The organism is Micromonospora sp. NPDC050784, assembly GCF_044456765.1.
Taxonomy (GTDB): Bacteria; Actinomycetota; Actinomycetes; order Mycobacteriales; family Micromonosporaceae; genus Micromonospora; species Micromonospora foliorum.
The window spans coordinates 270,288-294,579 of record NZ_JBITGG010000007.1 but is presented as its reverse complement, the minus strand read 5'-3'; the positions used below and the strand labels follow the sequence as shown (position 1 = coordinate 294,579).

Sequence of the window (24,292 nt, the reverse complement as noted above, 5' to 3'; positions counted from 1 at the left end):
TCGACCTCGCGCCCGACCGACGCGTTCCCGCCATCGTCGTGCCATTCCGCGACGGCTCCAGCTCGGCGCGGCTGACGCCCCCTCGCGACCTGGAGCCCGTCGTACGCCTCGGCATGACGGGCGATGCTACCACTCGGCCGCCACCGCTTTGCCGGACGCGGTGTGCGAGGGCCGCCGGCAGCGGGCGGGGTCCACGACCGTCGGCACCGGCCGAAACGCCTCAGAACAGGCTCAGCGGATCGACCTGGAGACGAACCGGATCGGCGGCCTTGCGGGCGGCCCGAACGCCGGCGGCCGAGTGCAATGCCTCGGCGAGCGCGGCAGCCCGGGCCCGGGGCACCCGGACCAACATCCGCTCCCGGCCCTCCTCGGCCGGCACCGGCCCGAGCACCTCGGCGTCGTCCGGCAGCCGGGCCGCGGCCAGCAGGTCGGCTACCGCCTCGGCCGCTCCGGTGACGCTCGCCATCCGCACGGCCGGTGGGAAGCCCAGCTCGCGGCGCTCGGCCAGCTCCCGGCCGGCGAACCAGCCGGCGTCCCAGCGCAGCAGTGCCTGCACGGGGGCGAGCGCGCCGTCGGCGACCACCACCACCCGCCCGGCCGGCGCAGGGCGGGCCAGGGCCGCCGCCGCCAGCCAGCGACGCAGCGCCTCCTCGCCGGCGCGCAGGTCGGCCCGGGTCAGCAGGGCCCACGAGTCGAGCAGCAGCACCGCGCCGTAGCCGCCCTCGGCGACCGGCTCGGCGCCCGGGGTGGCCACCACCAGCGCCGCGCCGCCGGGCACGTCGGTCAGCACCTCCTCGCGCCCCGAGGTGCGCACCGACACACCGGGGAACGCCCGGCCCAACTCCTCGGCGGTCCGCCGGGCACCGGTGACCGCCGCCCGCAGCCGCCGCCCACCGCACTCCGGGCAGGCGTACGCGGCCGCCACCCGGGCGCACCACCGGCAGGCCGGTATGCCCCCGGCCGAGGGGAGCGCGAGCGGGCCGGCGCAGTGCGCGCAGCGGGCCGGGGTGCGGCACTCGGCGCAGGAGATCGACGGCAGGTAGCCGCGGCGGGGCACCTGCACCAGCACCGGCAGGTCCTGCCGGAGCGCGTCGCGAGCTGCCGTCCAGGCCAGGCTGGGCAGCCGGGCGGTGGCGGCCCCGGGGTCACGGGCCAGTTGGGGGTCGTCTCCGGTCGGCGCGATGGCCGGGATCCGCGCCCGCACGGTGGCCCGGTCGGCGACCACCTCCGGGGCCCAGCCGGTCTCCACCAGCAGCTGCGCCTCGGCCGTGCGGGCGTACCCGCCGACCAGCGCGCCGGCCTCGGCGAGGTGGGCGCGGGTGAGCAGCACGTCGCGGGCGTGCGGGTAGGGCGCCCGGGGCTCGGAGTGCAGGTCGTCACCGTCGTCCCAGACGGCGACGAGGCCGAGCCGGGCCACCGGGGCGAACATCGCCGCCCGGGTGCCGATCACCACCGGCACCTGTCCACGGCGGGCGGCGAGGAAGGCCCGGTACCGCCGGGCCGGGCCGAGCGCGGCGGAGAGGCTGACGTGTCGCCCCGGCCCGAGCACGTCGGTGAGCGCGGCGTCGAGGCGGTCGAGGTCACGCGCGTCGGGCACCACGACCACCGCGCCGCGCCCACCGGCGACGGTGGCCGCCACCGCGTCGGCGTAGCGGGCCGCCCAGTCCTCACCGGGCAGCGCCGACCAGACCGCGCGGGGCGCCCGGCCGTCGGTGAGCGCCCGCAGCAGGGCCAGGCCGGTCGGGTAGTCGCGCCACCCGCGCGGGTCGACCGCCTCGGTGCGGGCTGCCGGGGCGGGCTGGTCGTCGCGGGGTTCCTTCTCCACCCGCGCGTGCCGGGGTGGCACGGCGAGCCGGAGCACGTCGGCGAGGCTGCCCGCGTACCGGTCGGCGACCGCCCGGGCCAGCCGGGCGATCTCGGGGGCCAGCACCGGCTCCGGCGAGACCACCTTCTCCAGGTACGCGAGGCGGCCGGTGTGCCCGGAGTCGTCGGCGCGCGACAGCAGCCACCCGTCGACCAGTTGCCCGGCGAAGCGCACCTTCACCCGGGTACCGGGGACCGCCACCTCGTCCAGCTCGGCCGGCACCAGGTAGTCGAACGGCCGGTCCAGGTGCGCCAACGGGACATCCACGCAGACGCGCGCGACCGGCGACCCGTCCGCGGGTCGCCGGTCGCTGCGCTTGGTGGCGGTCAGGCTCCCGCGGCCGACTTGAGGTCGGCGGCCCGGTCGGTGCTCTCCCAGGTCAGGTCCGGCAGCTCCCGGCCGAAGTGGCCGTACGCAGCGGTCTGCTGGTAGATCGGGCGGAGCAGGTTGAGGTCCCGGATGATCGCGGCCGGACGCAGGTCGAAGACCTCGGTGACGGCCTTCTCGATCGAGGAGACGGGCACCGTCTCGGTGCCGAACGTCTCGATGAACAGGCTCACCGGGTGCGCCTTGCCGATGGCGTAGGCGACCTGCGCCTCGCACCGCTCGGCGAGACCGGCGGCGACCACGTTCTTGGCCACCCAGCGCATCGCGTACGCGGCCGAGCGGTCCACCTTGGACGGATCCTTGCCGGAGAACGCGCCGCCACCGTGGCGGGCGTACCCGCCGTAGGTGTCGACGATGATCTTGCGGCCGGTCAGCCCGGCGTCACCCATCGGGCCACCGATCTCGAACCGGCCGGTCGGGTTGACCAGCAGCCGGTAGCCCTCGGTGTCCAGGCCGAGGCTCTCCAGCTCCGGGGCGATCACGTGGTCACGCACGTCCGGGGTGAGCAGCGAGTCCAGCGAGATGTCGGCGGCGTGCTGGCTGGACACGACCACGGTGTTCAGCCGGACCGGGCGCAGCCCCTCGTACTCGATGGTGACCTGGGTCTTGCCGTCCGGCCGCAGGTACGGGATCGTGCCGTCCTTGCGCACCGCCGAGAGGCGGCGGGCCAGCCGGTGGGCGAGCGCGATCGGCAGCGGCATCAGCTCGGGCGTCTCCGAGCAGGCGAAGCCGAACATCATGCCCTGGTCGCCGGCGCCCTGCGCGTCCAGCGCGCTCTCCGATGCCCCGGTGCGCAACTCGAAGGCGTTGTCCACACCCTGCGCGATGTCCTCGGACTGCGCGCCGATGGAGACGCTGACCCCGCAGGAGGCCCCGTCGAAGCCCTTCTTCGACGAGTCGTAGCCGATGTCGAGGATGGTCCGGCGGACGATCGTCGGGATGTCGGCGTACGCCTTGGTGGTCACCTCACCGGCGATGTGCACCTGACCGGTGGTGATCATGGTCTCCACCGCCACGCGGCTGTGGGGGTCCTCGGCCAGCAGCGCGTCGAGGATGCCATCGCTGATCTGGTCAGCGATCTTGTCCGGGTGGCCTTCCGTGACCGATTCGGACGTGAAGAGACGGCGTGTCACGGCACTCCTAAGCGTGTGAGGTCGTTCCGCGGCAGTCTAATCACCACTGCGGCCGGTGTCGGGATCGGTCGCGCCCTGTTCCACCCGTCAGGAGCGGCCGGGAAGCCGCGCCACGACGAGATCCCAGACGGCGTCGGCCACAGCTTCCTTGGCCTGCTCGGGCAGCCGGCTGACCGAACCGTCCGCGCCGATGACCGTCACCGTGTTGGTGTCGGCGCCGAAGACCAGATCCGGACCGACCTCGTTGACCACGATCAGGTCGGCCCGCTTCCGGGCGAGTTTCGCCCGGCCGTTGGCCTCGGCGTCGCCGGTCTCGGCGGCGAACACCACCAGCACCTGCTCCGGTCGTTTGCGCTGGCCGAGCTCTGCCGCGATGTCCGGGTTCGTGACGAGCTCGATGGTGGGCGCGACACCGTCGTCCGACTTCTTGATTTTGCCAGGCGCGTACGTCGCGGGCCGGAAATCGGCCGGAGCCGCCGCCATCACCACGGCATCGGCCTCGACGGTGGCCTTGACGGTCGCCTCGCGCAGCTCGGCGGTGGTGCCCACCCGGACCAGGTCGACGCCGGCCGGGTCGGCGAGGCCGACGTTTGCCGCGATCAGGGTGACCCGGGCACCCCGGGCGACCGCCGCCCGGGCGAACGCGTACCCCTGCTTGCCCGACGAACGGTTACCCAGGAAGCGGACCGGGTCCAGCGGCTCGCGGGTGCCACCGGCGGTGACGACCACCCGGCGACCGGCCAGGTCGGCGGGGGCGGAGTCACCGCGGGCCAGGAGCCGACCGGCGACGGCGAAGATCTCCGCCGGGTCGGGCAACCGGCCCTTGCCGGTGTCGGCGCCGGTGAGCCGGCCGACGGCGGGCTCGATGACCCGCACACCCCGGGAACGCAGCGTGGCGACGTTGGCCACGGTGGCCGGGTGCTCCCACATCTCGGTGTGCATGGCCGGGGCCAGCAGGACCGGGCAGCGGGCGGTCAGCAGGGTGTTGGTCAGCAGGTCGTCGGCGAGGCCGTGCGCGGCCTTGGCGAGCAGGTCCGTGGTGGTCGGCGCGACCACCACCAGGTCCGCCTGCTTACCGAGCCGGACGTGCGGCACCTCGTGGACGTCGGTCCAGACGTCGTCGGCGACCGGTTGACCGGAGAGCGCGGCCCAGGTCGGCGCTCCCACGAAGCGGAGCGCCGACGCGGTTGGCACGACCCGAACCCGGTGACCTGATTCGGTGAAGAGTCGCAGCAGCTCGCACGCCTTGTAGGCGGCGATGCCGCCACCGACCCCGAGGACGATCGAGGCGGACATCGGCCAGCGGAGGCTTACGGCTGGTCGGTCGGCTCGGCGGTGAGCAGGCCCGAGTTGATCTCGCGCATGGCGATCGAGAGGGGCTTCTCCTGCGGGGTGGTCTCGACGAGCGGGCCGACGTACTCCAGCAGACCCTCACCGAGCTGGCTGTAGTAAGCGTTGACCTGGCGCGCGCGCTTGGCGGCGAAGATGACCAGCGCGTACTTCGACGTCGTCTTCTCGAGGAGCTCGTCGATCGGCGGGTTGGTGATGCCTTCGGGGTTGGCGATGGATCCCACGAATTAACCTCTGCGTCTTTCGAGCCGCGCGGACGCGGTGCTGAGTCTCAACGGCGGCCGACCGTCAGCCACGCACGCGCGACCAGGCCGGATCCGGATAAGAAGAACCGAGTAAGCCTACCAGCTCGTCGACCACCCGTTCGGTGTGGTCGTGGGTGAGCGCGTGCTCGACGGTGGCGGCCACCGTGGCGGGCGGGGCGTACCCGGGTGGGCTCAGCAACACCAGCCGGGCATCGGGCAGGCGCGCGCGGACCAGCGGGACACCGCGCAGGTCGAGCGGGAGCAGCACCGGCTGCCCGGCGTCGAGCCGGGCGCGCAGCGGCGGGTACGGGGTGCCCCGGCGGTGCGAACCGATCCGGGACCACTCCAGCAGCTCGCCGTCGACGATCCAGCGATCGAACTCGGCGGGGGCGAGGAAGACGCGGTCCACCCCGTCGATCTCCGACTCCCGGCGCGGCCTGGTGGTTGCCGCAACCGGGATCCACACGGACGGAGAACGCGCCCGGACGAGCTCGACGACACTCTCCCTGCCGGAACCCGAAGGTCCAGCCAGGACAGTGAGCCGAGCCGCCGGGCGCGCCTCGTCATCCGTGCTCACTGCTTGTTTCTACACGCTGCCAGGTTCAGTTGGCGGCGAACTCTCCAAGCAGTGCCTTGCGCTGCTGCTCGCCGAGGCCACGCAGGCGACGGCTGTCGGCGATCTTGAGCTTCTCCATGATCTGGGTGGCCCGGATCTTGCCGATGCCCGGCATGGCCTGGAGGACGGCCGACACCTTGAGCTTGCCAACGACGTCGTCGCTCTCGGCCCGCTCGAGGACAGCACCGAGGGTGGTCTTGCCCTGCTTGAGCTGCTCCTTCAGCTGAGCACGGGCCTTGCGGATCTCCGCGGCCTTCTCGAGCGCGGCAGCGCGTTGTTCGGGGGTCAGTGACGGGAGCGGCACCAGTTCTCCTCAGGTCCCTATCGCGGCGGGCGGGGCGCACCGCCGCATCTGTGAAACGTGGTGTCGCTGTGAACCAAGGGGTCCATGGTTCCCAGCGCGGGGAAAACTAGCGGCCAACGGAGCTTTCGGCAACGTGGGGGCCGCATGATCACCGTAGAGTGACCGACCCGTCAGTCAGTCACCGGGCAGGCAGAACGGCCCGGCAGTCGACCAACACGCGGTCCGCGGCGGCCCGCAGCGCAGCCACGTCGGGGCCGGCCGAGAGCACTTCCCGGGAGTACGACGGGAGCACCGAGGCGAGGCTCGAACCGAAGACGGTACGCAGATCGGCTGCGCCGGCACCCTGTGCGCCGAGCCCCGGAGCGAGCAGTGGGCCCCCCACACCGGAGAGGTCGTGACCGGTGTCACCGATGGTCGCCCCGACCACCAGACCGAAGCCCCCCAGCGGGCTCGCACCCCTGTTGAGCTGGGAAATCTCGTCGATCACGGTCTGTGCCACAGTGCGTCCGTCGGCCGTGACGGCCCGCTGCACGGCAGCGCCCTCGGGGTTGGAGGTGAGGGCCAGCACGAACACCCCGCCGCCGTGCTCGGCGGCCAGCTCGAACATCGGCGCCAGTGAACCGACCCCGAGGTAGGGGCTCGCGGTGACCGCGTCGACATACACGGGGCTGGATGGATCAAGGTACGCGGCGGCGTACGCGCTCACCGTCGAGCCGATGTCGCCGCGCTTGACGTCGAGCAGAACGAGCGAGCCGGCATCCCGTAACTGTCGGATAGTTGACTCAAGAATCGCCACACCTCGGGACCCGAACCGCTCGAAAAAGGCCGACTGAGGCTTGACTACCGCAACCCGGTCACCGAGGGCTTCCACGACCGTCCGGCTGAACCGGTCGAGCCCCTGAACGTCGTCCGGGAGGCCCCACTGGGCCAGCAGACCGGGATGCGGGTCGATGCCCACACAGAGCGGGCCCCGCTCGCTGATCGCCCGGTGCAGCCGGGTACCGAAGCTCTCCATCGGAAGGTTCCCCTCTTCTCGTCCGGGCGGCTGCCCCGCCCGGGTAACCCGTCGACCCGGTGACCGGGCCGACTCAGCCGGCCGCCACCGCCGCCGCCACCCCGCCCGCGATCCGGGCCAGGTCGGCGTCGTCGGTGACGTACGGCGGCATCGTGTAGATCAGGTCGCGGAACGGGCGCAACCACACCCCCTGGTCGACCGCCGCCGCGGTCGCCGCGCCGAGGTCGACCTCGTGATCGAGCTGGACCACCCCGATCGCGCCGAGCACCCGTACGTCGATCACGCCCGGCGCGCCGCGTAGCGGCTCCAGGCCGGCGCGCAGGCCGGCACCGACCCTGGCGACCCGGCCGGCCCAGTCCCCGGCTCGCAGCAGCCCGATGGAGGCGTTCGCCACCGCGCAGGCCAGCGGGTTGCCCATGAACGTGGGCCCGTGCGCCAGCACGCCGGTCGCCGAGATGCCCCGGGCGACCTCCGGGGTGCAGAGGGTCGCCGCGAGGGTCAGGTACCCGCCGGTCAGCGCCTTGCCCACGCAGAGCACGTCCGGCGTCACCCCGGCGTGCCCGGCCGCGAACATCTCGCCGGTACGGCCGAACCCGGTGGCGATCTCGTCGAAGATCAGCAGGATCCCGTGCGCCCGGGTCACCTCGCGCAGCACCCGCAGGTAACCCGGGTGGTGGAAGCGCATCCCGCCGGCACCCTGGACGACGGGTTCGACGATCACGGCGGCCAGCTCGTCGGCGTGCCGCTCGACCGTCTCCACCAGCGCCGCCACGTACGCGTCGTCGGGTGGGTCGGTGAAGCCGCCCGGCGGCACCGGGGCGAACACCTGCCGGGGCAGCACGTCGCCCCAGAGGTGGTGCATCCCGCCCTCGGGGTCGCAGACGCTCATCGGGTGGAACGTGTCGCCGTGGTAGCCACCCCGCCAGGTCGCCAGCCGGCGCCGCTGGGGGCGCCCGACGGCCCGCTGGTACTGCAGGCACATCTTCACCGCCACCTCGACGCTGACCGAGCCCGAGTCGGCCAGGAACACGTGCTCCAGGCCGTCCGGCGTCAGCTCGACCAGGGTCCGCGCCAGCCGCACGGCCGGCTCGTGGGTGAGCCCGCCGAACATCACGTGGCTCATCCGACCGAGCTGGTCGGTCACCGCCGCGTCCAGCACCGGGTGCCGGTAGCCGTGGATCGCCGCCCACCAGGACGACATCCCGTCCACCAACTCCCGGCCGTCGGCCAGGGTCAGCCGTACCCCCTCGGCGCCGCGCACCACGTACGGCGCGTTGGCCGGCGGCAGCGCGGCGTACGGGTGCCAGACGTGCGCCCGGTCGACGGCCAGGATCTCCTCGGGTGTCACGCGTACTCCTCTGTTCTGTGCCTCAAGCGGTCCGGACGGCGGACGTCCTGCGGCCGGATCGAAGCTCTCCGCCGCCGCCTCCGTCGTGACAGTCGGCGGTGGACGCCGCCTGCCCCTGGGTGTGGTTGCCGCTCCCAATTCCGCTGCCTTTGCTCTGCACCCGCGGACGCGGCCCCCCCGGGGGGGGGGGGGGGGGCCCGGGGGGGGGGTGGGGGGGGGGGGGCGGGGGGGGGGCCCCGGGGGGGGGGGGCCCCCCGCCGGGGGGGGGCCCCGCCCCCCGGGGGGGGGCCCGGGGGGGGGGCCCCCCCCGCGCCGGGGGGGGGGGGGCCCCCCCCCCCGGGCGCCCCCCCCCCCCGCCCCCCGGGCCCCCCCCCCGGGGGGGGGGGGGGCCCCGCTCCGGGTGGTGCGTTCAGGGGTGCGGAGCGAAGGGGCGACAGCGGGCGTGGGCTCCCCGGCGCGGAGCGGGCCCGGCACCCGGTTGCGCCGGGCCAGCGCCGGGCCGGGGCGGTCACCGGCCCGCGACGGGGTCCGGTGCCGCCGATGTGGCAGTCGTGCGGGCGGCGGCGCGGACCAGGGCCGGTCCCCGGTAGATGAAGCCGGTGTAGAGCTGCACCAGGGCCGCGCCGGCATCGAACATCCGCGCCGCGTCGTCCGGGTCCAGCACACCGCCGACGCCGATGATCGGCAGCCGGCCGGCGGTCTCCCGGTGTACGAAGGCGACCACCTCCCGGGCCCGCCCGGTGAGCGGCCGACCGGAGAGGCCACCGGCCTGCGCGCCACGCTCGACATCGACGCCGGCGAGCCCGTCCCGGGACAGCGTGGTGTTGGTGGCGATCACCCCGGCCGCGCCCCGGGCCAGGCAGACCTCCAGCAGCTCGGCGATCGCCGCCTCGGTCAGGTCTGGCGCGATCTTGACCAGCACCGGCTTCTCCCCCACCAGCGCGCCGAGCAGCGCGTCCAGGTGGGCGCGGTCCTGCAACGACCGCAGTCCCGGGGTGTTCGGTGAGGACACGTTCACCGCGAAGTAGTCGCCGTGCCCGCGCAGCGCCCGGTACGAGGCGAGGTAGTCCTCGACCGCCTCGTCCAGCGGGGTCACCTTGGACTTGCCCAGCGAGATGCCCAACGGCACCCCGAGCGGGCGCGGCAACGCCGCCAACCGGGCGGCCAGCGCGGCGGCCCCGGCGTTGTTGAAGCCCATCCGGTTGACCACCGCCTCGCTGGCCGGCAGCCGGAACAGCCGCGGCCGGGGGTTGCCCGGCTGGGCGTGCGCGGTGACCGTGCCGACCTCCACGAAACCGAATCCGAGCGCCGGCCAGGCCGGCAGCGCCGCGCCGTCCTTGTCCATGCCGGCGGCCAACCCGACCGGGTTGGGGAAGCGCACCCCGAACACCGTGCGCGGCGCGTCGACCGCGTACCGGGCCCGCAGCGCGGCGAGCGCGGCCGGCCGACGTGACAGGGCCGCCAACCGCCGCAGTGTCCACTCGTGCGCCGCCTCGGCGTCCCCGCCCCCGAGCCGGAACAACCACGGCCGTACCGCCTGCTCGAACAGGGTCACTGGGCCGCCCGCAGGGTGGCGTGCAGGTCCTGCAGGGGACGGACCTGCATGTCGCCGCGGATCCGCGCCTCGATGCCCATCACGGCCGCGGCGGCGCCGGGGACCGTGGTGATGCAGGGGATGTCAGCGGTGACGGCCGCGCTGCGGATCTCGTAGCCGTCGGACCGGGCGCTGGCACCCGAGCCCTGCGGTGTGTTGATCACCAGCGCCACGTGGCCTCCGCCGATCAGCGACACCGCGTCGTCGCCCGCACCGGCCTGGTAGTGCTTACGGATCTGCTCGCAGGCGATGCCGTGCCGGCGCAGCACCTCGGCCGTGCCGGCGGTGGCGACGATCTCGAAGCCCAGGTCGGCCAGCCGCTTGATCGGGAAGATCATGCCGCGCTTGTCCCGGTTGGCCACCGAGACGAAGATCTTCCCGGCGGTCGGCAGCGACCCGTACGCGGCCGACTGGCTCTTGGCGAAGGCGTGCCCGAAGTTGGTGTCGATGCCCATCACCTCGCCGGTCGACTTCATCTCCGGCCCGAGCAGCGAGTCGATCCCCTTGCCCGCGCGGGTCCGGAAACGCTTGAACGGCAGCACCGCCTCCTTGACCGCGACCGGCGCGTCGGCGGGCATCGTGCCCCCGTCCCCCGTCGCCGGCAGCAGGCCCTCGGCGCGCAGCTCGGCGATGCTCGCCCCGAGCGCGATCCGGGCCGCCGCCTTGGCCAGCGGCACCGCCGTGGCCTTGGAGACGAACGGGACGGTCCGCGACGCCCGCGGGTTGGCCTCCAGCACGTAGAGCACGTCGTCCTTGAGGGCGTACTGCACGTTGAGCAGGCCGCGGACGCCGACGCCACGCGCGATGGCCTCGGTGTAGCGGCGGACCTCGACCAGGTGCGAGCCGGCGAGGGTGATCGGCGGGAGCGCGCAGGACGAGTCGCCGGAGTGGATGCCGGCCTCCTCGATGTGCTCCATCACGCCGCCGATGTAGACCTCGCCGTCGGCGTCGCAGAGGGCGTCCACGTCGATCTCGATGGCGTCGTCGAGGAACCGGTCCACCAGCACCGGGTGGTCCGGGGAGATGTCGGTGGCCCGGCCGATGTAGTCGCGCAGCGTCGGGTCGTCGTAGACGATCTCCATGCCCCGCCCGCCCAGCACGTACGACGGCCGGACCAGCACCGGGTAGCCGATCTCGTCGGCGATCGTCTTGGCCTCGTCGTACGAGGTGGCCATGCCGTGCGCCGGTGCGCGCAGCCCGGCGCGGGCCAGCACCGCGCCGAACGCGCCCCGCTCCTCGGCCAGGTGGATCGACTCCGGGGAGGTGCCGACGATCGGCACACCGGCGTTCTTGAGCCGCTGCGCCAGGCCCAGCGGGGTCTGCCCGCCGAGCTGCACGACCACCCCGACCACACCCGGCCCGCCGGCCGCCCGGCCGGACGAGTCCTCCGCGTGCCAGACCTCCAGCACGTCCTCGAAGGTCAGCGGCTCGAAGTAGAGCCGGTCGGCGGTGTCGTAGTCGGTCGAGACCGTCTCCGGGTTGCAGTTGACCATGACGGTCTCGTAACCGGCCGACCGCAACGCCTGGACGGCGTGCACGCAGGAGTAGTCGAACTCGATGCCCTGCCCGATCCGGTTCGGGCCGGAGCCCAGGATCAGCACCTTCGGCCGGTCCGACGGCACGACCTCGGTCTCCAGGTCGTACGTCGAGTAGTGGTACGGCGTGGTCGCCTCGAACTCGGCCGCGCAGGTGTCCACCGTCTTGTAGACCGGGCGCACGTCGAGGCGGTGCCGCAGGGTCCGTACGCCGTCCTCGGCGGCCAGCTCCGGGCGCAGCGCGGCGAGCTGCCGGTCGGACAGACCGGCCCGCTTGGCGCGGCGCAGCAGGTCGGCGTCGAGCACCGGCGCGTCGACGATCTCGGCGCGCAGCTCGATCAGCGCGGCGATCTGGTCCAGGAACCACGGGTCGATCCCGCCGGACGCCTCGGCGACCTCGGCGATCGACGCGCCGAGGCGCAGCGCCCGCTCCACCGTGTACAGCCGGCCGTCGTGCGGGATCCGCAGCGCGGCGAGGGTGTCCGCCAGGGTGACGCCCGCCGGGTCCGGCACACTCCAGAAACCGGCCGACTTGGTTTCCATCGAGCGCATCGCCTTGTTCAGCGCCTCGGTGAAGTTGCGCCCGAGGCTCATCGCCTCGCCCACCGACTTCATCGTGGTGGTCAGCTCCGGATCCGCGCCGGGGAACTTCTCGAACGCGAACCGGGGGATCTTCACCACCACGTAGTCGAGGGTCGGCTCGAACGCCGCCGGGGTCTTCAGGGTGATGTCGTTGGGGATCTCGTCGAGGGTGTAGCCGATGGCCAGCTTCGCGGCGATCTTCGCGATCGGGAAGCCGGTCGCCTTGGAGGCCAGCGCCGAGGAGCGCGACACCCGGGGGTTCATCTCGATCACGACGATCCGGCCGTCGACCGGGTTGACCGCGAACTGGATGTTGCAGCCGCCGGTGTCCACCCCGACCTCGCGCAGCACGGCGATGCCCAGGTCCCGCAGGTGCTGGTACTCCCGGTCGGTGAGCGTCATGGCCGGGGCCACGGTGACGCTGTCGCCGGTGTGCACGCCCATCGGGTCGATGTTCTCGATCGAGCAGACCACCACCACGTTGTCGTGCCGGTCGCGCATCAGCTCCAGCTCGTACTCCTTCCAGCCGAGCACGCTCTCCTCGATGAGCACCTCGTGCACCGGGCTGGCGGACAGGCCGTCACCGGCGATGCGGGCCAGGTCCTCCGGGGTGTGCGCCATGCCGGAGCCCAGGCCACCCATGGTGAACGACGGCCGGATCACCACCGGCAGGCCCAGCTCGGCGACTGTCGCCTCGACCTCGTCCATCGAGTGGCAGACCCGTGAGCGGGGCACCAGCCCGGTCGGGTCGTCGACGCCCAGCCGTACGCCGGCCTTCGCCACGATCTCCTTGAACAGCTGCCGGTCCTCGCCGCGGTTGATGGCGTCGATGTTCGCGCCGATCAGCTCCACGCCGTACTTCTCCAGAACGCCGGCCTCGTGCAGGGCGACGGCCGTGTTCAGCGCCGTCTGCCCGCCGAGGGTGGCCAGGATCGCGTCCGGGCGCTCCTTGGCGATGACCAGCTCCACGAACTCCGGGGTGATCGGCTCGACGTAGGTCGCGTCGGCGAACTCCGGGTCCGTCATGATCGTCGCCGGGTTGGAGTTGACCAGGCTGACCCGGATCCCCTCGCTGCGCAGGACCCGGCAGGCCTGGGTGCCGGAGTAGTCGAACTCGCAGGCCTGCCCGATGACGATCGGCCCGGAGCCGATCACGAGGATGTGCTTGAGATCGCTCCGCTTAGGCATTGCTGCGCCCCCTGCTGTGGGTCCGGCCCTCGATGAGATCGGCGAATCGGTCGAAGAGGTAGTCCGCGTCGTGCGGGCCGGCCGCCGCCTCCGGGTGGTACTGGACGGTGAACGCGGGCAGGTCCACGGCCCGCAGCCCCTCGACCACGTTGTCATTGAGGCAGACGTGCGACACCCGTACGCCACCGAAGTCGGTGTCGATCACCTGGTCGGGGACGACCGCGCCGGCACCCGCACCCGGCACCTGGACGGCGAAGCCATGGTTGTGGCTGGTCACCTCGACCTTGCCGGTGACCCGGTCGAGCACCGGCTGGTTGATCCCCCGGTGGCCGTAGCCCAGCTTGTAGGTGCCGAAGCCGAGCGCCCGACCGAGGATCTGACTGCCGAAGCAGATGCCGAACAGCGGCACCTCCCGCCGCAGCGCCTCCCGGGCCAGCGCCACCGGCGCGTCGGCGGTGGCCGGGTCGCCCGGGCCGGGCGACAGGAAGATCGCGTCAGCGCCGGTGGCGAGCATCTGGTCGATGCTCGACGACGCCGGCAGCACGTGTGTGGTCACCCCGCGGGTGGCCAGCCGGCGCGGCACGTTGCGCTTGATGCCCAGGTCCAGGGCGGCCACGGTGAACCGGTGCTCCCCCAGGGCCTCGACGACGTACGGCTCGGCGGTGCTCACCTCGGCGGACAGGTCCGCGCCGACCATCTGCGGCGCCTGGCGGACCCGGGTCAGCAGGCTCTGCGGGTCGTTGTCGACGCTGGAGATGCCCACCCGCATGGCGCCCCGCTCGCGCAGGTGCCGGGTCAACGCCCGGGTGTCCACCCCGCTGATGCCCACCACACCCTCGGTGGCGAGGCGGTCCTCGAGACCACCGGTGGCCCGCCAGTTCGAGCCGATCCGGGCCGGGTCACGGACGACGTAGCCCGCCACCCAGATCCGGCCGGACTCGTCGTCCTCGCCGTTGACGCCGGTGTTGCCGATGTGCGGGGCGGTCTGCACCACCACCTGACGGTGGTAGGACGGGTCGGTCAGGGTCTCCTGGTAACCGGTCATGCCGGTGTTGAAGACCGCCTCGCCGAAGGTCTCTCCGACGCTGCCGTACGCCTCACCGGGGAACGTGCGCCCGTCCTCCAGCACCAGGATTGCGGGTCTGCGCTTGCTCACTTGACAGCCTTTCCGTCCAGGACCGTCGGCTCGCCGCGCAGGAAGGTCGCCACGATGCGACCCGGCAGCGTCATGCGGGCGTACGGGGTGTTGCGACTGCGACTGGCCAGCTCCGCCGGCTCGATGGTGCGGCGGGCGGCCGGGTCGATCAGGGTCAGGTTGGCCGGCACACCCGGCGCGGGGTCGACGCCGTGCCCGGTGAGGCCGGCGATCCGTGCGGGGGTGCGCGACATCCGCTCGGCGATCAGGTCCCACTCGGGGCCGAGCACGTCCAGTGCGATGGAGAGGGCCGTCTCCAGACCGAGCATCCCCGGCCGGGCGTACGCCCACTCGCACTCCTTGTCCTCCACGGCGTGCGGGGCGTGGTCGGTGGCGATCACGTCGATCACCCCGTCGGCGAGGGCGGCGCGCAGCGCGGCGATGTCCACCGCGGTACGCAGCGGCGGGTTCACCTTGAAGACCGGGTCGTAGGCTCCGGCCGGGCTCCAGTCGGTGGCGAGTTCCGGGCTGGCCAGCTCACTGCGCCCGCTGACGAGTTCGTCGGTGAGCAGCAGGTGGTGCGGGGTCACCTCGGCGGTCACGCGTACCCCGCGGGCCTTCGCCTGGCGCAGCACCTCGACGCTGCCGGCGGTGGAGACGTGGCAGACGTGCAGTCGGCTGCCCACGTGCTCGGCGAGCAGCACGTCCCGGGCGATGATCGCCTCCTCGGCGACCGCCGGCCAGCCGATCAGGCCGAGCCGGGTGGAGACCTCACCCTCGTGCATCTGGGCGCCCTCGGTGAGCCGGGGCTCCTCGGCGTGCTGGGCGATGATCCCGTCGAACGCCTTGACGTACTCCAGGGCTCGACGCATCAACTTCGGGTCGGCGACGCAGTGCCCGTCGTCGGAGAAGATCCGCACCCGGGCCGCCGAGTCGGCCATCGCGCCCAGCTCGGCCAGCTGCTCGCCGGCCAGCCCGACGGTGACCGCGCCGATCGGCTGCACGTCGACCAGGCTGGCCTCCCGGCCGAGCCGCCAGACCTGCTCGACCACGCCCGCGGTGTCCGCAACCGGGGAGGTGTTGGCCATCGCGCAGACCGCGGTGTAGCCGCCGAGCGCCGCCGCCCGGGAACCGGACTCGACGGTCTCGGCGTCCTCCCGACCGGGCTCGCGCAGGTGGGTGTGCAGGTCGACGAGGCCGGGCAGGGCGACCAGGCCGGTGCCGTCGACGACTGTGGCGTCCGGCGCGGTGAGGCCGGGACCGACCTCGGCGATCACGCCGTCGCGGATCAGCAGGTCGGTCGGCGCGGCGCCGACGACACTCACGCTGGTGATCAGGTACGCGGTCACCGGTTGTTCCCTCCGAGCAGCAGGTAAAGGACAGCCATCCGCACGGAGACCCCGTTGGTGACCTGTTCGACGATGGTGGAGCGGGGTGAGTCGGCGACCTCGGGAGTGATCTCCATCCCCCGGTTCATCGGGCCGGGGTGCATGACGATGGCGTGCTCGGGCAGCCGGCGCATCCGCGGCCCGTCCAGCCCGTAGCGGCGGGCGTACTCGCGCGCGGAGGGGAAGTAGGAGTCGTTCATCCGCTCCCGCTGCACCCGCAGCATCATCACCACGTCCACGTTGGGCAGGACGGAGTCGAGGTCGTAGGAGACGTCGGTGCCGGGCGCGAGGGCGCCCGCGATGTCGACCGGGATCAGGGTCGGCGGGCCGACCAGGGTGACCTTGGCGCCGAGCGTGGAGAGCAGCAGCACGTTGGAACGGGCCACCCGGGAGTGCAGCACGTCCCCGACCACCGCGACCGACAGGCCGGCGAGCCGGCCCAGCCGGGCCCGCATGGTGTACGCGTCCAGCAGCGCCTGGGTGGGGTGCTCGTGGGTGCCGTCACCGGCGTTGACCACCGACCCGTCCACCCAGTTGGCCAGGCGGTGCGGCGCACCGGAGGCGGGGTGTCGGACGACCACGGCGTCCGCGCCCATGGCCTGCAGGGTCAACGCGGTGTCCTTCAGGCTCTCACCCTTGGTGACGCTGGACCCCTTCGCGGAAAAGTTGATCACATCCGCGCTGAGCCGCTTGGCCGCCGCCTCGAAGGAGATCCGGGTACGCGTGGAGTCCTCGTAGAAGAGGTTCACCACGGTCCGTCCCCGCAGCGCGGGAAGCTTCTTGATCTCCCGGCCGGCGACGGTGGCCATCTCGGCGGCGGTGTCCAGGATCTCGGTGGCGGTGTCGGCGTCCAGGTCCCCGCCGGACAGCAGATGCTTGATCATGATTGGCCCCCGTACAGCTTGACCTCGTCCGTCCCGTCGATCTCGGCGAGCGTCACCTTGACGCTCTCGGCGAGTGAGGTCGGGATGTTCTTGCCGACGTAGTCGGCGCGGATCGGCAGCTCCCGGTGGCCCCGGTCGACCAGGACGGCAAGTTGCACCGACGCCGGGCGGCCCACGTCGTTGAGCGCGTCGAGCGCGGCCCGGACGGTGCGGCCGGAGAAGAGCACGTCGTCGACCAGGATGACCCGTTTGCCGTCGATCCCGCCGGACGGCAGCTCGGTCGGGCCGACCGCGCGGGTGGCGTGTCGACGGAGGTCGTCGCGGTACAGGGTGATGTCGAGCACACCGACCGGAACGGCAACGTCCTCGAAGGTGCTGATCCGGTCGGCGAGCCGCCGGGCCAGGGGGGTGCCCCGGGTGGGAATCCCCAGCAGCACCGTGTTCGCGGCGCCCTGGGTCTTCTCCAGGATCTGGTGGGCGATGCGGTCGACCACGCGTTGCACGTCGGCGCTGGCGAGGATCACCTTCACCGAGGGTTGTCGCGGTGGTGACGAGCGGGCAGCCGGTGGGTATGCCACGGCGGACCTCCTTCCCCGCCTCACGGGACGGGTCGTTAAAGGATGTCGGGCACCTCCGGCCGGACCACGCAGCGGACCTGGACCGGGGCTTCCGCCACGTTACCAGTGGTCACCGGGGTGAGGGACGGCGGCCGCTGACCACCGGGTCAGGCTCCGGAAAAGGGGAAAACTCCCCGGACGCTCCGCAACGGTAGGGGCACGACCACTTGACCACGTGTCGCATTCCCCGTACCGTCACGCTCCGTAGCGATCGACGGGAGAACCCCGAGCAGCACTGGGAGTGTCCGAATGCCCTCTGAATACGCCAAGTCTCTGGGCGCCCGCCTGCGCTCCATCCGCCAGCAGCAGGGTCTCTCCCTGCAGGGTGTGGAGGAGAAGTCGAATGGGCGGTGGAAGGCCGTGGTGGTCGGCTCGTACGAGCGTGGCGACCGGGCCGTGACGGTGTCCCGTCTGGCCGAGTTGGCCGAGTTCTACCGCGTGCCCGTCTCGGAACTGCTGCCGGACGGCAGTGGTGTCCGTCACGAGCCCACCAGCAAGATTGTCCTGGACCTGGAGCGGCTCTACGACGAGGCCTCCGAGGACCTGGCCTACGTCGCCCGCTACGCCCGCGCCATCCAGCAGCAGCGCGGCGACTACAACGGCCGGGTGCTCTCCATCCGCGCCGACGACCTGCGGGCGCTCGCGATCGTCTACGACGCCTCACCGTCGGGGCTGATCGAGCGGCTCACCGAGCACGGCGTGCTGGTGGCCGACCCCCGGGCGTTCTTCGCCTCCTGATCTGCCGCTCCACCTGATCTGCCGCTTCACCGAAAGGGCCCGTGCCGACTGGCACGGGCCCTTTCGCAGTACGGCGTTCGGTGGGGACGCTCAGCGGGTGGCGTACTCGGCGATCCGGCCGAGCACCCCGTTGAGGAAGCGCGGCGAATCGTCGGTCGACATCTGCCGGGCCAGCTCCACGGCCTCGCTGATCGCCACCGCGTCGTCGATCTCGTCGACGTAGAGCAACTCGTAGACGGCGATCCGGGCCAGATTACGGTCGACGACCGGCATCCGCTCCAGCGTCCAACCCTCGGCGTAGCTGGCGATCAGCTCGTCGATGCGGTCGAGGTGCTCGGCGACACCCTCGACCAGGCCCACCGCGTATCCCAGATGCTCCGGTCGGGGCTGCTCGATCCGCTGCACGTAGCCGGCGAGCACCTCCACCGGAGGCTTGTCCCGTAGGTCGGCCTCGTAGAGGACATCCAGCGCCCGCTTGCGCGCCTTGCGGCGCGCCGGCATCTGCTGCTTGGAACCCTCAGCCATCAGGCGCGGCCGAGGTAACGGCCGTCGCGGGTGTCGACCTTGATCTTCTCGCCGGTGGTGATGAACAGCGGGACCGGCACGGTGGCGCCGGTCTCCACGGTCGCCGGCTTGGTGCCGCCGGTCGAACGGTCGCCCTGCAGGCCCGGCTCGGTGTAGGTGACCTCCAGCACGACGCTGGTGGGCAGCTCGATGTAGAGCGGCACACCCTCGTGCTGGGCGACAGTCGCCTCCGCCTCGGGCAGCAGGTAGTTGGCTGCCTCACCGACGGTGCCACCGGGAACGGTGATCTGGTCGAAGGTCTCCAGATCCATGAAGACGAAGTCCTCGCCGTCGGCGTACAGGTACTGCATCGTGCGCTTGTCAACGGTCGCGGTTTCGACCTTGGTGCCCGCGTTGAAGGTCTTGTCGACCACCTTCCCGGACAGCACGTTCTTCAGCGTGGTGCGCACGAAGGCACCACCCTTACCGGGCTTGACGTGCTGGAACTCGACGACGGCCCAAAGCTCGCCGTCCAGGTTGAGTACCAGGCCGTTTTTGAGGTCGTTGGTGGAGGCCATTTCCTGCCTTGATCATCAATTGGCGGACAGACCCTACGAGTCTACTAGCTGCGTCGAATCGGCCGGTCCCCGCTCGGGGCGGCCGCTCAACGGGTGGCGAGATGGTGCAGAGCGAGACGATACCCGTCGATGCCCAAACCGCAGATCACCCCGGTCGCCACCGCCGACACCACCGAGTGGTGCCGGAACTCCTCGCGGGTGTGGATGTTGGAGATGTGCACCTCCACCAGCGGCCCCCGCAGCATGGCGCAGGCGTCCCGAACCGCGTACGAGTAGTGCGACCAGGCGGCCGGGTTGAGCACCACCGCGGCGCCCTCGTCGGCCGCCGTGTGCAGCCAGCCGAGCAACTCGTGCTCCGCGTCGGTCTGCCGGACCGTCACCTCCAGCCCCAGCTCCCGACCGGTGGTCTCACAGAGCGCCACCAGGTCGGCGTAGGTGGTCGCGCCGTACACGTCGGGCTCGCGGGTGCCCAGCCGACCCAGGTTCGGCCCGTTCAAGACGTGGACCCTCACCGGTCTGCGACCTCGCCGTAGGCGGCCTCCAGCAGCGCGTCGTCCGGGCCCTCCAACATCGCCGGGCGGGCCAGCCCGTCCAGCACCACGAACCGCAGCCGGCTGCCCCGGGCCTTCTTGTCCACCCGCATCGCGGCCAACAACTGCGGCCAGGCGTCGGCCGGGTAGCTCACCGGCAGGTTCAGCGCGCGCAAGGTGACCCGGTGCCGGTCGGCGGTCGGCGCGTCCAGCCGCCCGGCGAGGCGGGCCAGCGTGGCCGCGTACACCAGACCGACGGCGACGGCGTGGCCGTGTCGCCAGCGGTAGCCCTCGTTCTGCTCGATGGCGTGGGCCAGGGTGTGACCGTAGTTGAGCACCTCCCGCACGCCCGACTCGCGCAGGTCGCCCGAGACGACGTCGGCCTTGACCCGGATCGCCCGCTCGATGAGCTCCCGGCTCACCGGCCCACGGGGGTCGGTGGCGGCCTCCGGGTCACTCTCGATGAGATCCAGGATCGTCGGGTCGGCGATGAAGCCGCACTTGACGACCTCGGCCAACCCGGCCGCCAGGTCGACCGCGGGCAGGCTGTCCAGGGTGGCCAGGTCGGCCAACACCCCGACCGGCGGGTGGAACGCGCCCACCAGGTTCTTGCCGGCGGCCGTGTTGATGCCCGTCTTGCCGCCCACCGCGGCGTCGACCATGCCCAGCAGCGAGGTCGCCACCGGCACCCAGCGCACCCCCCGCAACCAGCAGGCCGCGACGAAGCCGGCCAGGTCGGTCACCGCGCCGCCGCCCACCCCGACCACCGCGTCGGTACGGGTGAAGCCCGCCGCGCCGAGTCGGTCCCAGCAGGCGGAGGCCACGTCGATGTGCTTGCCCGACTCGGCGTCGGGCACCTCGATCGGCAGTGGTTCGACGCCGGCGGCGCGCAGGCGTTCACCGAGCGCGTCCGCGAGAGCCTTGAGCGGAGGCGCGTGCAGCACCGCCGCCCGTGTCGCGCCGGGCAGCAGGCCGGGCAGCGCGCCCAGCAGGTCACGTCCCACCAAGACGTCGTACGGCCGCTCGCCGCCGACCGGAATCCGGGTCACCTCGTCCATCGCCGGCAGCCTAGTCCAGCGGGCGGCGCGGCGAGGGCGGCTGTCCACCTGCTGGCCGGGCGGCCCACTCCGCCAACCGGCGGGCGTGCTCGGCCACTGCGGCGCGCAGCGCGTCCGGATGCCGCACGGTGAACGGACAGCCCAGCCCGGCGAGCAGCGCCGCCATCCCGGGCAGGCTCTCCGCCCGGGCCCGCAGCAGCACCCCGTCGGTGGTGACGCTCAACTCGGCCACGCTGGGCGGGATGCGACGACGGGCGGCGACCAAGTCGGTCTCCAGCACGACCTCCACCTCGTGCGCGTACGGCACCCCGGCCAGTGACCGGGTCACCCAGGCCACCGCCTCGAACCCGTCCGGCACGGTGAACGTCGCCACGCCGGGCGTCACCGCGCCGATCCGGTCCAGTCGGAACGTGCGGACCTCGCCGCGCCGGTGGTCGTGGCCGGTGACGTACCAGCGGCCGGAATGGAAGACCAGCCCGTACGGGTCGAGCTCGCGGTGCGACTGCTCGCCCCGCCAGGAGCGGTAGTCCAACGCGACCCGCTGCCGGTGCCGGGTGGCCGAGGCCAGCGCGAGCAGGGTGCCCGACGCCGGGCCGCGCTCCGGCTCCGGGCGACGCAGGGTGAAGCCCAGGTGCTCCTGGACGGCGGCGAGTCGGTCGGCGAGCGCCGCCGGCAGCACCCGGCGGATCTTCGCCAGCGCGGTGGCGGTGGCGGGTTGCTCGGTGGCGAGCCCGACCCGTTCGGCGACGACGAGGCCGAGCAGCACGGCCACCGCCTCGTCGTCGGTGAGCATCAGTGGCGGCAGCTTGTATCCGGAGTGCAGTCGGTAGCCGCCGTAGCGGCCCCGGTCGGCGGTCACGGGGATGCCCAGCTCGACAAGTGTGGTCGCGTACCGCCGCACGGTCCGCTCGTCCACCCCGAGCTGGCCGGCGAGGTCGGCGGCCGTCGCCCGGTGCCGGGTCTGCAGCAGTTCGAGCAGGGCCAGCACCCGTCCTGCGGGATGTGACACGGGCCACTCCTCCAACCGGGCGGATCCTGTCCGGATTCGATCGTACGGTCTGTCGGTAACCGAGAGAAGGAGCCACAGATGGCGACATTCGTGCTGGTGCCGGGATTCTGGCTGGGTGCCTGGGCATGGCGGGACGTGACCGTCGCGCTGCGGTCGCAGGGGCACGAGGTCTATCCGATGACACTGACCGGGGTGGCCGAACGCGACCACCTCGCCGGGCCGGAGGTCAGCCTGGACACGCACACCACCGACATCGTCCGGCTGATCGAGGTCGAGGACCTGCGGGACGTCCTGCTGGTCGGGCACTCCGGCGGCGGGATGCCGGTCGCCCAGGCGGCGGACCGCGTTCCGGACCGGATCGCCCGGGTCGTCTACGTGGAGAGTGGGCCGTTGCCGGACGGCACGGCGCAGTTCGACACGGTGCCACCGGAGGAGCAGCAGCGGCTGCGCGCGGCCATCGGCACCGGGCACCTGTTGCCGCCGCCGGCCTGGGACCCGACCGCCGACCCGACCAACCTGGCCGGCCTGGACGAGCCCACGCTCGCGCTGCTGCGCACCCGGGCCACCCCGCAGCCGCTGCGGGCCGCCACCGACCCGGTCCGACGCACCGGTGGGCGCCCGGTGCCGACCGCGCTGGTCGCCAGCACCTTCCCGCTCAGCGTGGTGCGGCAGATGATCCAGGAGGAGCACCCGTTCTTCACCGGCCTGGCCGACGGCCAACTGCACGAGCTGCCCACCGGCCACTGGCCGATGCTCAGCGAGCCGAAGGCCCTGACCGACGTCCTGGACCTGGTCGCCCGCAGCTGAGGACCACCCACCCCACTGCGCCGATCTTGCAGTTCCGGTTGCCGAGATGCGGCGAATGCCCCTTACGCCGGGACAGCAAGTGCAAGATCGGCGCGGCAGGGTGGGGGCGTCAGCGCGGGAGCAGAGCGGCGACCTCGGCGGCTACCTGCGCCGGGGCCCGGCCGTCGGTGACCACCGTCTCGGTGGCCACCTCGGCGTAGAACGGCCGGCGCTGGTCCAGCAGGTGCTTGAGGGTCGCCCGGGGGTTGATCGCCAACAGCGGCCGGCCGGCGCCGAGCCCGACCCGCCGCACCGCGTCGGGCAGCTCGACCGAGAGGTGCACAACCCGGTGCCCGATCAGGGCGGCCCGCGTCTCCTCGGCCAGCACCGCGCCGCCGCCGAGGGCGAGCACGCCCGTGCCGGCGGCCAGCGCCGCGGCCACGGCGGCCCGTTCCAGGGTACGGAAGTGCGCCTCACCCTCGTCGATGAAGATCTCCGGGATCGGCTTCCCGGCCATCTGCTCGATGTCGGCGTCGGTGTCACGGAACTCCACGCCGAGGGTGGCGGCGAGCGCCCGCCCGACGGTGGTCTTGCCGCAGCCGGGCGCGCCGACCAGCACGACGACCGGTGCCATCAGCGGATGACCAGCGCGTCGAGGTACCCGGCCAGGTTGCGACGGATCTCGGCGATCGAGTCGCCGCCGAACTTCTCGGTGGCCGCCTCGGCGAGCACCAGCGCCACCATCGCCTCGGCGACCACCGCCGCGGCGGGCACCGCGCAGACGTCGGAGCGCTGGTTGATCGCGGTGGCCGGCTCGCCGGTGGTGATGTCCACGGTGGCCAGCGCCCGGTTCAGCGAGGAGATCGGCTTCATCGCGGCGCGGACCCGCAGCGGCTCACCGGTGGTGATGCCACCCTCCAGCCCGCCGGCCCGGTCGGTGACCCGGCGGACGCCGGTGGCCGACGGGATGATCTCGTCGTGCGCCTCCGAGCCGCGGGACCGGGCCTGCTGCCAACCGTCGCCGATCTCCACACCCTTGATCGCCTGAATGGACATCAGCGCGGTGGCCAGCCGGGCGTCTAGCTTGCGGTCCCACTGCACGTGGCTGCCGAGCCCCGGTGGCACCCCGTACGCCAGCACCTCGACCACGCCGCCGAGAGTGTCGGCGGCCTTCTTCGCGGCATCGACCTCGGCGACCATCAGGGCGCTGGCCTCCGGGTCGAGGCAGCGCAGCGGGTCGGCGTCGATCCGGGCGGCGTCGGACGGGGTCGGGCGCAGCCCGGGCTTAGCGGCCACCGGACCCAACTCGACAACGTGCGAGACGATCTCGATGCCGAGCGCCTGACGGATCAGCGCCTTGGCGACCGTGCCGACGGCCACCCGGGCGGCGGTCTCCCGGGCGCTGGCGCGCTCCAGGATCGGCCGGGCGTCGGTGTGGCCGTACTTCTGCATGCCGGCCAGGTCCGCGTGGCCCGGCCGGGGGCGGGTCAGCGGGGCGTTGCGGGCCTGCCGGGCCAGCTCGTCGGGGTCGACCGGGTCGGCGGCCATCACCGTCTGCCACTTCGGCCACTCGGAGTTGCCGACCCGGATCGCCACCGGGCTGCCCAGGGTCACGCCGTGCCGCAGGCCGCCGAGCAGCTCGACCTCGTCGCGCTCGAACGACATCCGCGCACCCCGGCCGTAGCCCAGCCGTCGACGGGCCAGCTCGTCGGCGATCTCGGTGGTGGTCACCTCGATGCCGGCCGGCACCCCCTCCAACATCGCGACGAGGGCGGGACCGTGCGATTCACCTGCAGTCAACCAGCGCAACACAGCGGTCAGTCTGTCACGGCGGGCCACCGACCCGGCGCGCTCCCCGGGGCGTCCCGCCCAGCGGACCTCGCCGCCCACTCGCGCGGGCGGCG

23 protein-coding genes are annotated in these 24,292 nt (G+C 72.9%); 2 read left to right on the top strand and 21 right to left on the bottom strand.

Annotated features, from left to right (window positions below; genetic code table 11):
* Positions 1 to 220 precede the first annotated feature (220 nt).
* The 14 genes from ACIBD9_RS12770 to pyrR form a co-directional block, all read right to left on the bottom strand.
* Entirely contained in the window at positions 221 to 2,131 is a 1,911-nt protein-coding gene (locus ACIBD9_RS12770) for a primosomal protein N' (protein ID WP_396717101.1), read from the bottom strand.
* Positions 2,132 to 2,190: 59 nt separating this feature from the next.
* Positions 2,191 to 3,384, bottom strand: coding sequence for a methionine adenosyltransferase (metK, locus tag ACIBD9_RS12765; RefSeq protein WP_387176397.1), 1,194 nt, complete (start codon positions 3,382 to 3,384; stop codon positions 2,191 to 2,193).
* Between the two features lie 87 nt (positions 3,385 to 3,471).
* A complete protein-coding gene (gene coaBC / locus ACIBD9_RS12760) occupies positions 3,472 to 4,680 on the bottom strand; it encodes a bifunctional phosphopantothenoylcysteine decarboxylase/phosphopantothenate--cysteine ligase CoaBC (protein WP_396717099.1) in 1,209 nt (402 codons plus the stop codon).
* Positions 4,681 to 4,694: 14 nt separating this feature from the next.
* The gene (gene rpoZ, locus ACIBD9_RS12755; protein WP_030335666.1) at positions 4,695 to 4,958 is read right to left on the bottom strand and encodes a DNA-directed RNA polymerase subunit omega; all 264 of its coding nucleotides are present in this window, start codon (positions 4,956 to 4,958) and stop codon (positions 4,695 to 4,697) included.
* A gap of 64 nt (positions 4,959 to 5,022) precedes the next feature.
* Positions 5,023 to 5,556: a guanylate kinase gene (locus ACIBD9_RS12750; RefSeq protein WP_396717097.1), complete on the bottom strand. Its 534-nt coding sequence runs from the start codon at positions 5,554 to 5,556 to the stop codon at positions 5,023 to 5,025.
* A gap of 25 nt (positions 5,557 to 5,581) precedes the next feature.
* A complete protein-coding gene (mihF, locus tag ACIBD9_RS12745; protein ID WP_030335662.1) occupies positions 5,582 to 5,899 on the bottom strand; it encodes an integration host factor, actinobacterial type in 318 nt (105 codons plus the stop codon).
* A 178-nt stretch (positions 5,900 to 6,077) separates the two neighbouring features.
* Positions 6,078 to 6,914, bottom strand: a complete 837-nt coding sequence (pyrF, locus tag ACIBD9_RS12740) for an orotidine-5'-phosphate decarboxylase (protein ID WP_396717095.1) — start codon at positions 6,912 to 6,914, stop codon at positions 6,078 to 6,080.
* A 73-nt stretch (positions 6,915 to 6,987) separates the two neighbouring features.
* The gene (locus ACIBD9_RS12735; protein WP_396717093.1) at positions 6,988 to 8,262 is read right to left on the bottom strand and encodes an adenosylmethionine--8-amino-7-oxononanoate transaminase; all 1,275 of its coding nucleotides are present in this window, start codon (positions 8,260 to 8,262) and stop codon (positions 6,988 to 6,990) included.
* Between the two features lie 508 nt (positions 8,263 to 8,770).
* Entirely contained in the window at positions 8,771 to 9,817 is a 1,047-nt protein-coding gene (locus tag ACIBD9_RS12730; RefSeq protein ID WP_396717091.1) for a quinone-dependent dihydroorotate dehydrogenase, read from the bottom strand.
* Entirely contained in the window at positions 9,814 to 13,161 is a 3,348-nt protein-coding gene (gene carB, locus ACIBD9_RS12725; protein ID WP_396717089.1) for a carbamoyl-phosphate synthase large subunit, read from the bottom strand. The genes ACIBD9_RS12730 and carB overlap by 4 nt, the downstream gene beginning before the upstream one ends.
* Positions 13,154 to 14,317, bottom strand: coding sequence for a glutamine-hydrolyzing carbamoyl-phosphate synthase small subunit (gene carA / locus ACIBD9_RS12720; RefSeq protein WP_396717086.1), 1,164 nt, complete (start codon positions 14,315 to 14,317; stop codon positions 13,154 to 13,156). Before carA ends, carB begins: the two co-directional genes overlap by 8 nt.
* On the bottom strand, positions 14,314 to 15,645 hold the full coding sequence (locus tag ACIBD9_RS12715; RefSeq protein ID WP_396717084.1) for a dihydroorotase: 1,332 nt from the start codon (positions 15,643 to 15,645) through the stop codon (positions 14,314 to 14,316). The genes carA and ACIBD9_RS12715 overlap by 4 nt, the downstream gene beginning before the upstream one ends.
* Positions 15,642 to 16,568 (bottom strand): aspartate carbamoyltransferase catalytic subunit, encoded by a 927-nt coding sequence (locus tag ACIBD9_RS12710; protein ID WP_030335650.1) that lies wholly within the window; start codon positions 16,566 to 16,568, stop codon positions 15,642 to 15,644. The genes ACIBD9_RS12715 and ACIBD9_RS12710 overlap by 4 nt, the downstream gene beginning before the upstream one ends.
* Entirely contained in the window at positions 16,565 to 17,146 is a 582-nt protein-coding gene (pyrR, locus tag ACIBD9_RS12705; RefSeq protein WP_238660418.1) for a bifunctional pyr operon transcriptional regulator/uracil phosphoribosyltransferase PyrR, read from the bottom strand. Before pyrR ends, ACIBD9_RS12710 begins: the two co-directional genes overlap by 4 nt.
* Before the next feature lie 288 nt (positions 17,147 to 17,434).
* On the opposite strand from pyrR, the gene ACIBD9_RS12700 reads away from it, so the two are divergent.
* Positions 17,435 to 17,923: a transcriptional regulator gene (locus ACIBD9_RS12700; RefSeq protein WP_007458348.1), complete on the top strand. Its 489-nt coding sequence runs from the start codon at positions 17,435 to 17,437 to the stop codon at positions 17,921 to 17,923.
* Between the two features lie 90 nt (positions 17,924 to 18,013).
* Here the strand turns inward: ACIBD9_RS12700 and nusB are convergent, their stop codons facing one another.
* From nusB to ACIBD9_RS12675, 5 genes are all read right to left on the bottom strand, one after another.
* Positions 18,014 to 18,424, bottom strand: coding sequence for a transcription antitermination factor NusB (nusB, locus tag ACIBD9_RS12695; protein ID WP_208641306.1), 411 nt, complete (start codon positions 18,422 to 18,424; stop codon positions 18,014 to 18,016).
* Positions 18,425 to 18,447: 23 nt separating this feature from the next.
* Positions 18,448 to 19,005: an elongation factor P gene (efp, locus tag ACIBD9_RS12690; RefSeq protein ID WP_007458344.1), complete on the bottom strand. Its 558-nt coding sequence runs from the start codon at positions 19,003 to 19,005 to the stop codon at positions 18,448 to 18,450.
* Positions 19,006 to 19,091: 86 nt separating this feature from the next.
* Entirely contained in the window at positions 19,092 to 19,517 is a 426-nt protein-coding gene (gene aroQ, locus ACIBD9_RS12685; RefSeq protein WP_387176414.1) for a type II 3-dehydroquinate dehydratase, read from the bottom strand.
* The gene (aroB, locus tag ACIBD9_RS12680; RefSeq protein WP_396717082.1) at positions 19,514 to 20,593 is read right to left on the bottom strand and encodes a 3-dehydroquinate synthase; all 1,080 of its coding nucleotides are present in this window, start codon (positions 20,591 to 20,593) and stop codon (positions 19,514 to 19,516) included. The genes aroQ and aroB overlap by 4 nt, the downstream gene beginning before the upstream one ends.
* Positions 20,594 to 20,603: 10 nt before the next feature.
* Complete coding sequence (locus ACIBD9_RS12675; protein ID WP_396717080.1) at positions 20,604 to 21,602, bottom strand: helix-turn-helix transcriptional regulator; 999 nt, start codon at positions 21,600 to 21,602, stop codon at positions 20,604 to 20,606.
* A gap of 78 nt (positions 21,603 to 21,680) precedes the next feature.
* Between ACIBD9_RS12675 and ACIBD9_RS12670 the strand changes: the two genes are divergently transcribed.
* Positions 21,681 to 22,409: an alpha/beta fold hydrolase gene (locus ACIBD9_RS12670; protein WP_396717078.1), complete on the top strand. Its 729-nt coding sequence runs from the start codon at positions 21,681 to 21,683 to the stop codon at positions 22,407 to 22,409.
* 109 nt (positions 22,410 to 22,518) lie between these two features.
* Here ACIBD9_RS12670 and ACIBD9_RS12665 read toward each other — a convergent pair whose 3' ends face one another.
* Complete coding sequence (locus ACIBD9_RS12665) at positions 22,519 to 23,022, bottom strand: shikimate kinase (protein WP_396717076.1); 504 nt, start codon at positions 23,020 to 23,022, stop codon at positions 22,519 to 22,521.
* The gene (gene aroC / locus ACIBD9_RS12660; RefSeq protein ID WP_387176424.1) at positions 23,022 to 24,200 is read right to left on the bottom strand and encodes a chorismate synthase; all 1,179 of its coding nucleotides are present in this window, start codon (positions 24,198 to 24,200) and stop codon (positions 23,022 to 23,024) included. The genes ACIBD9_RS12665 and aroC overlap by 1 nt, the downstream gene beginning before the upstream one ends.
* Positions 24,201 to 24,292: the final 92 nt, after the last annotated feature.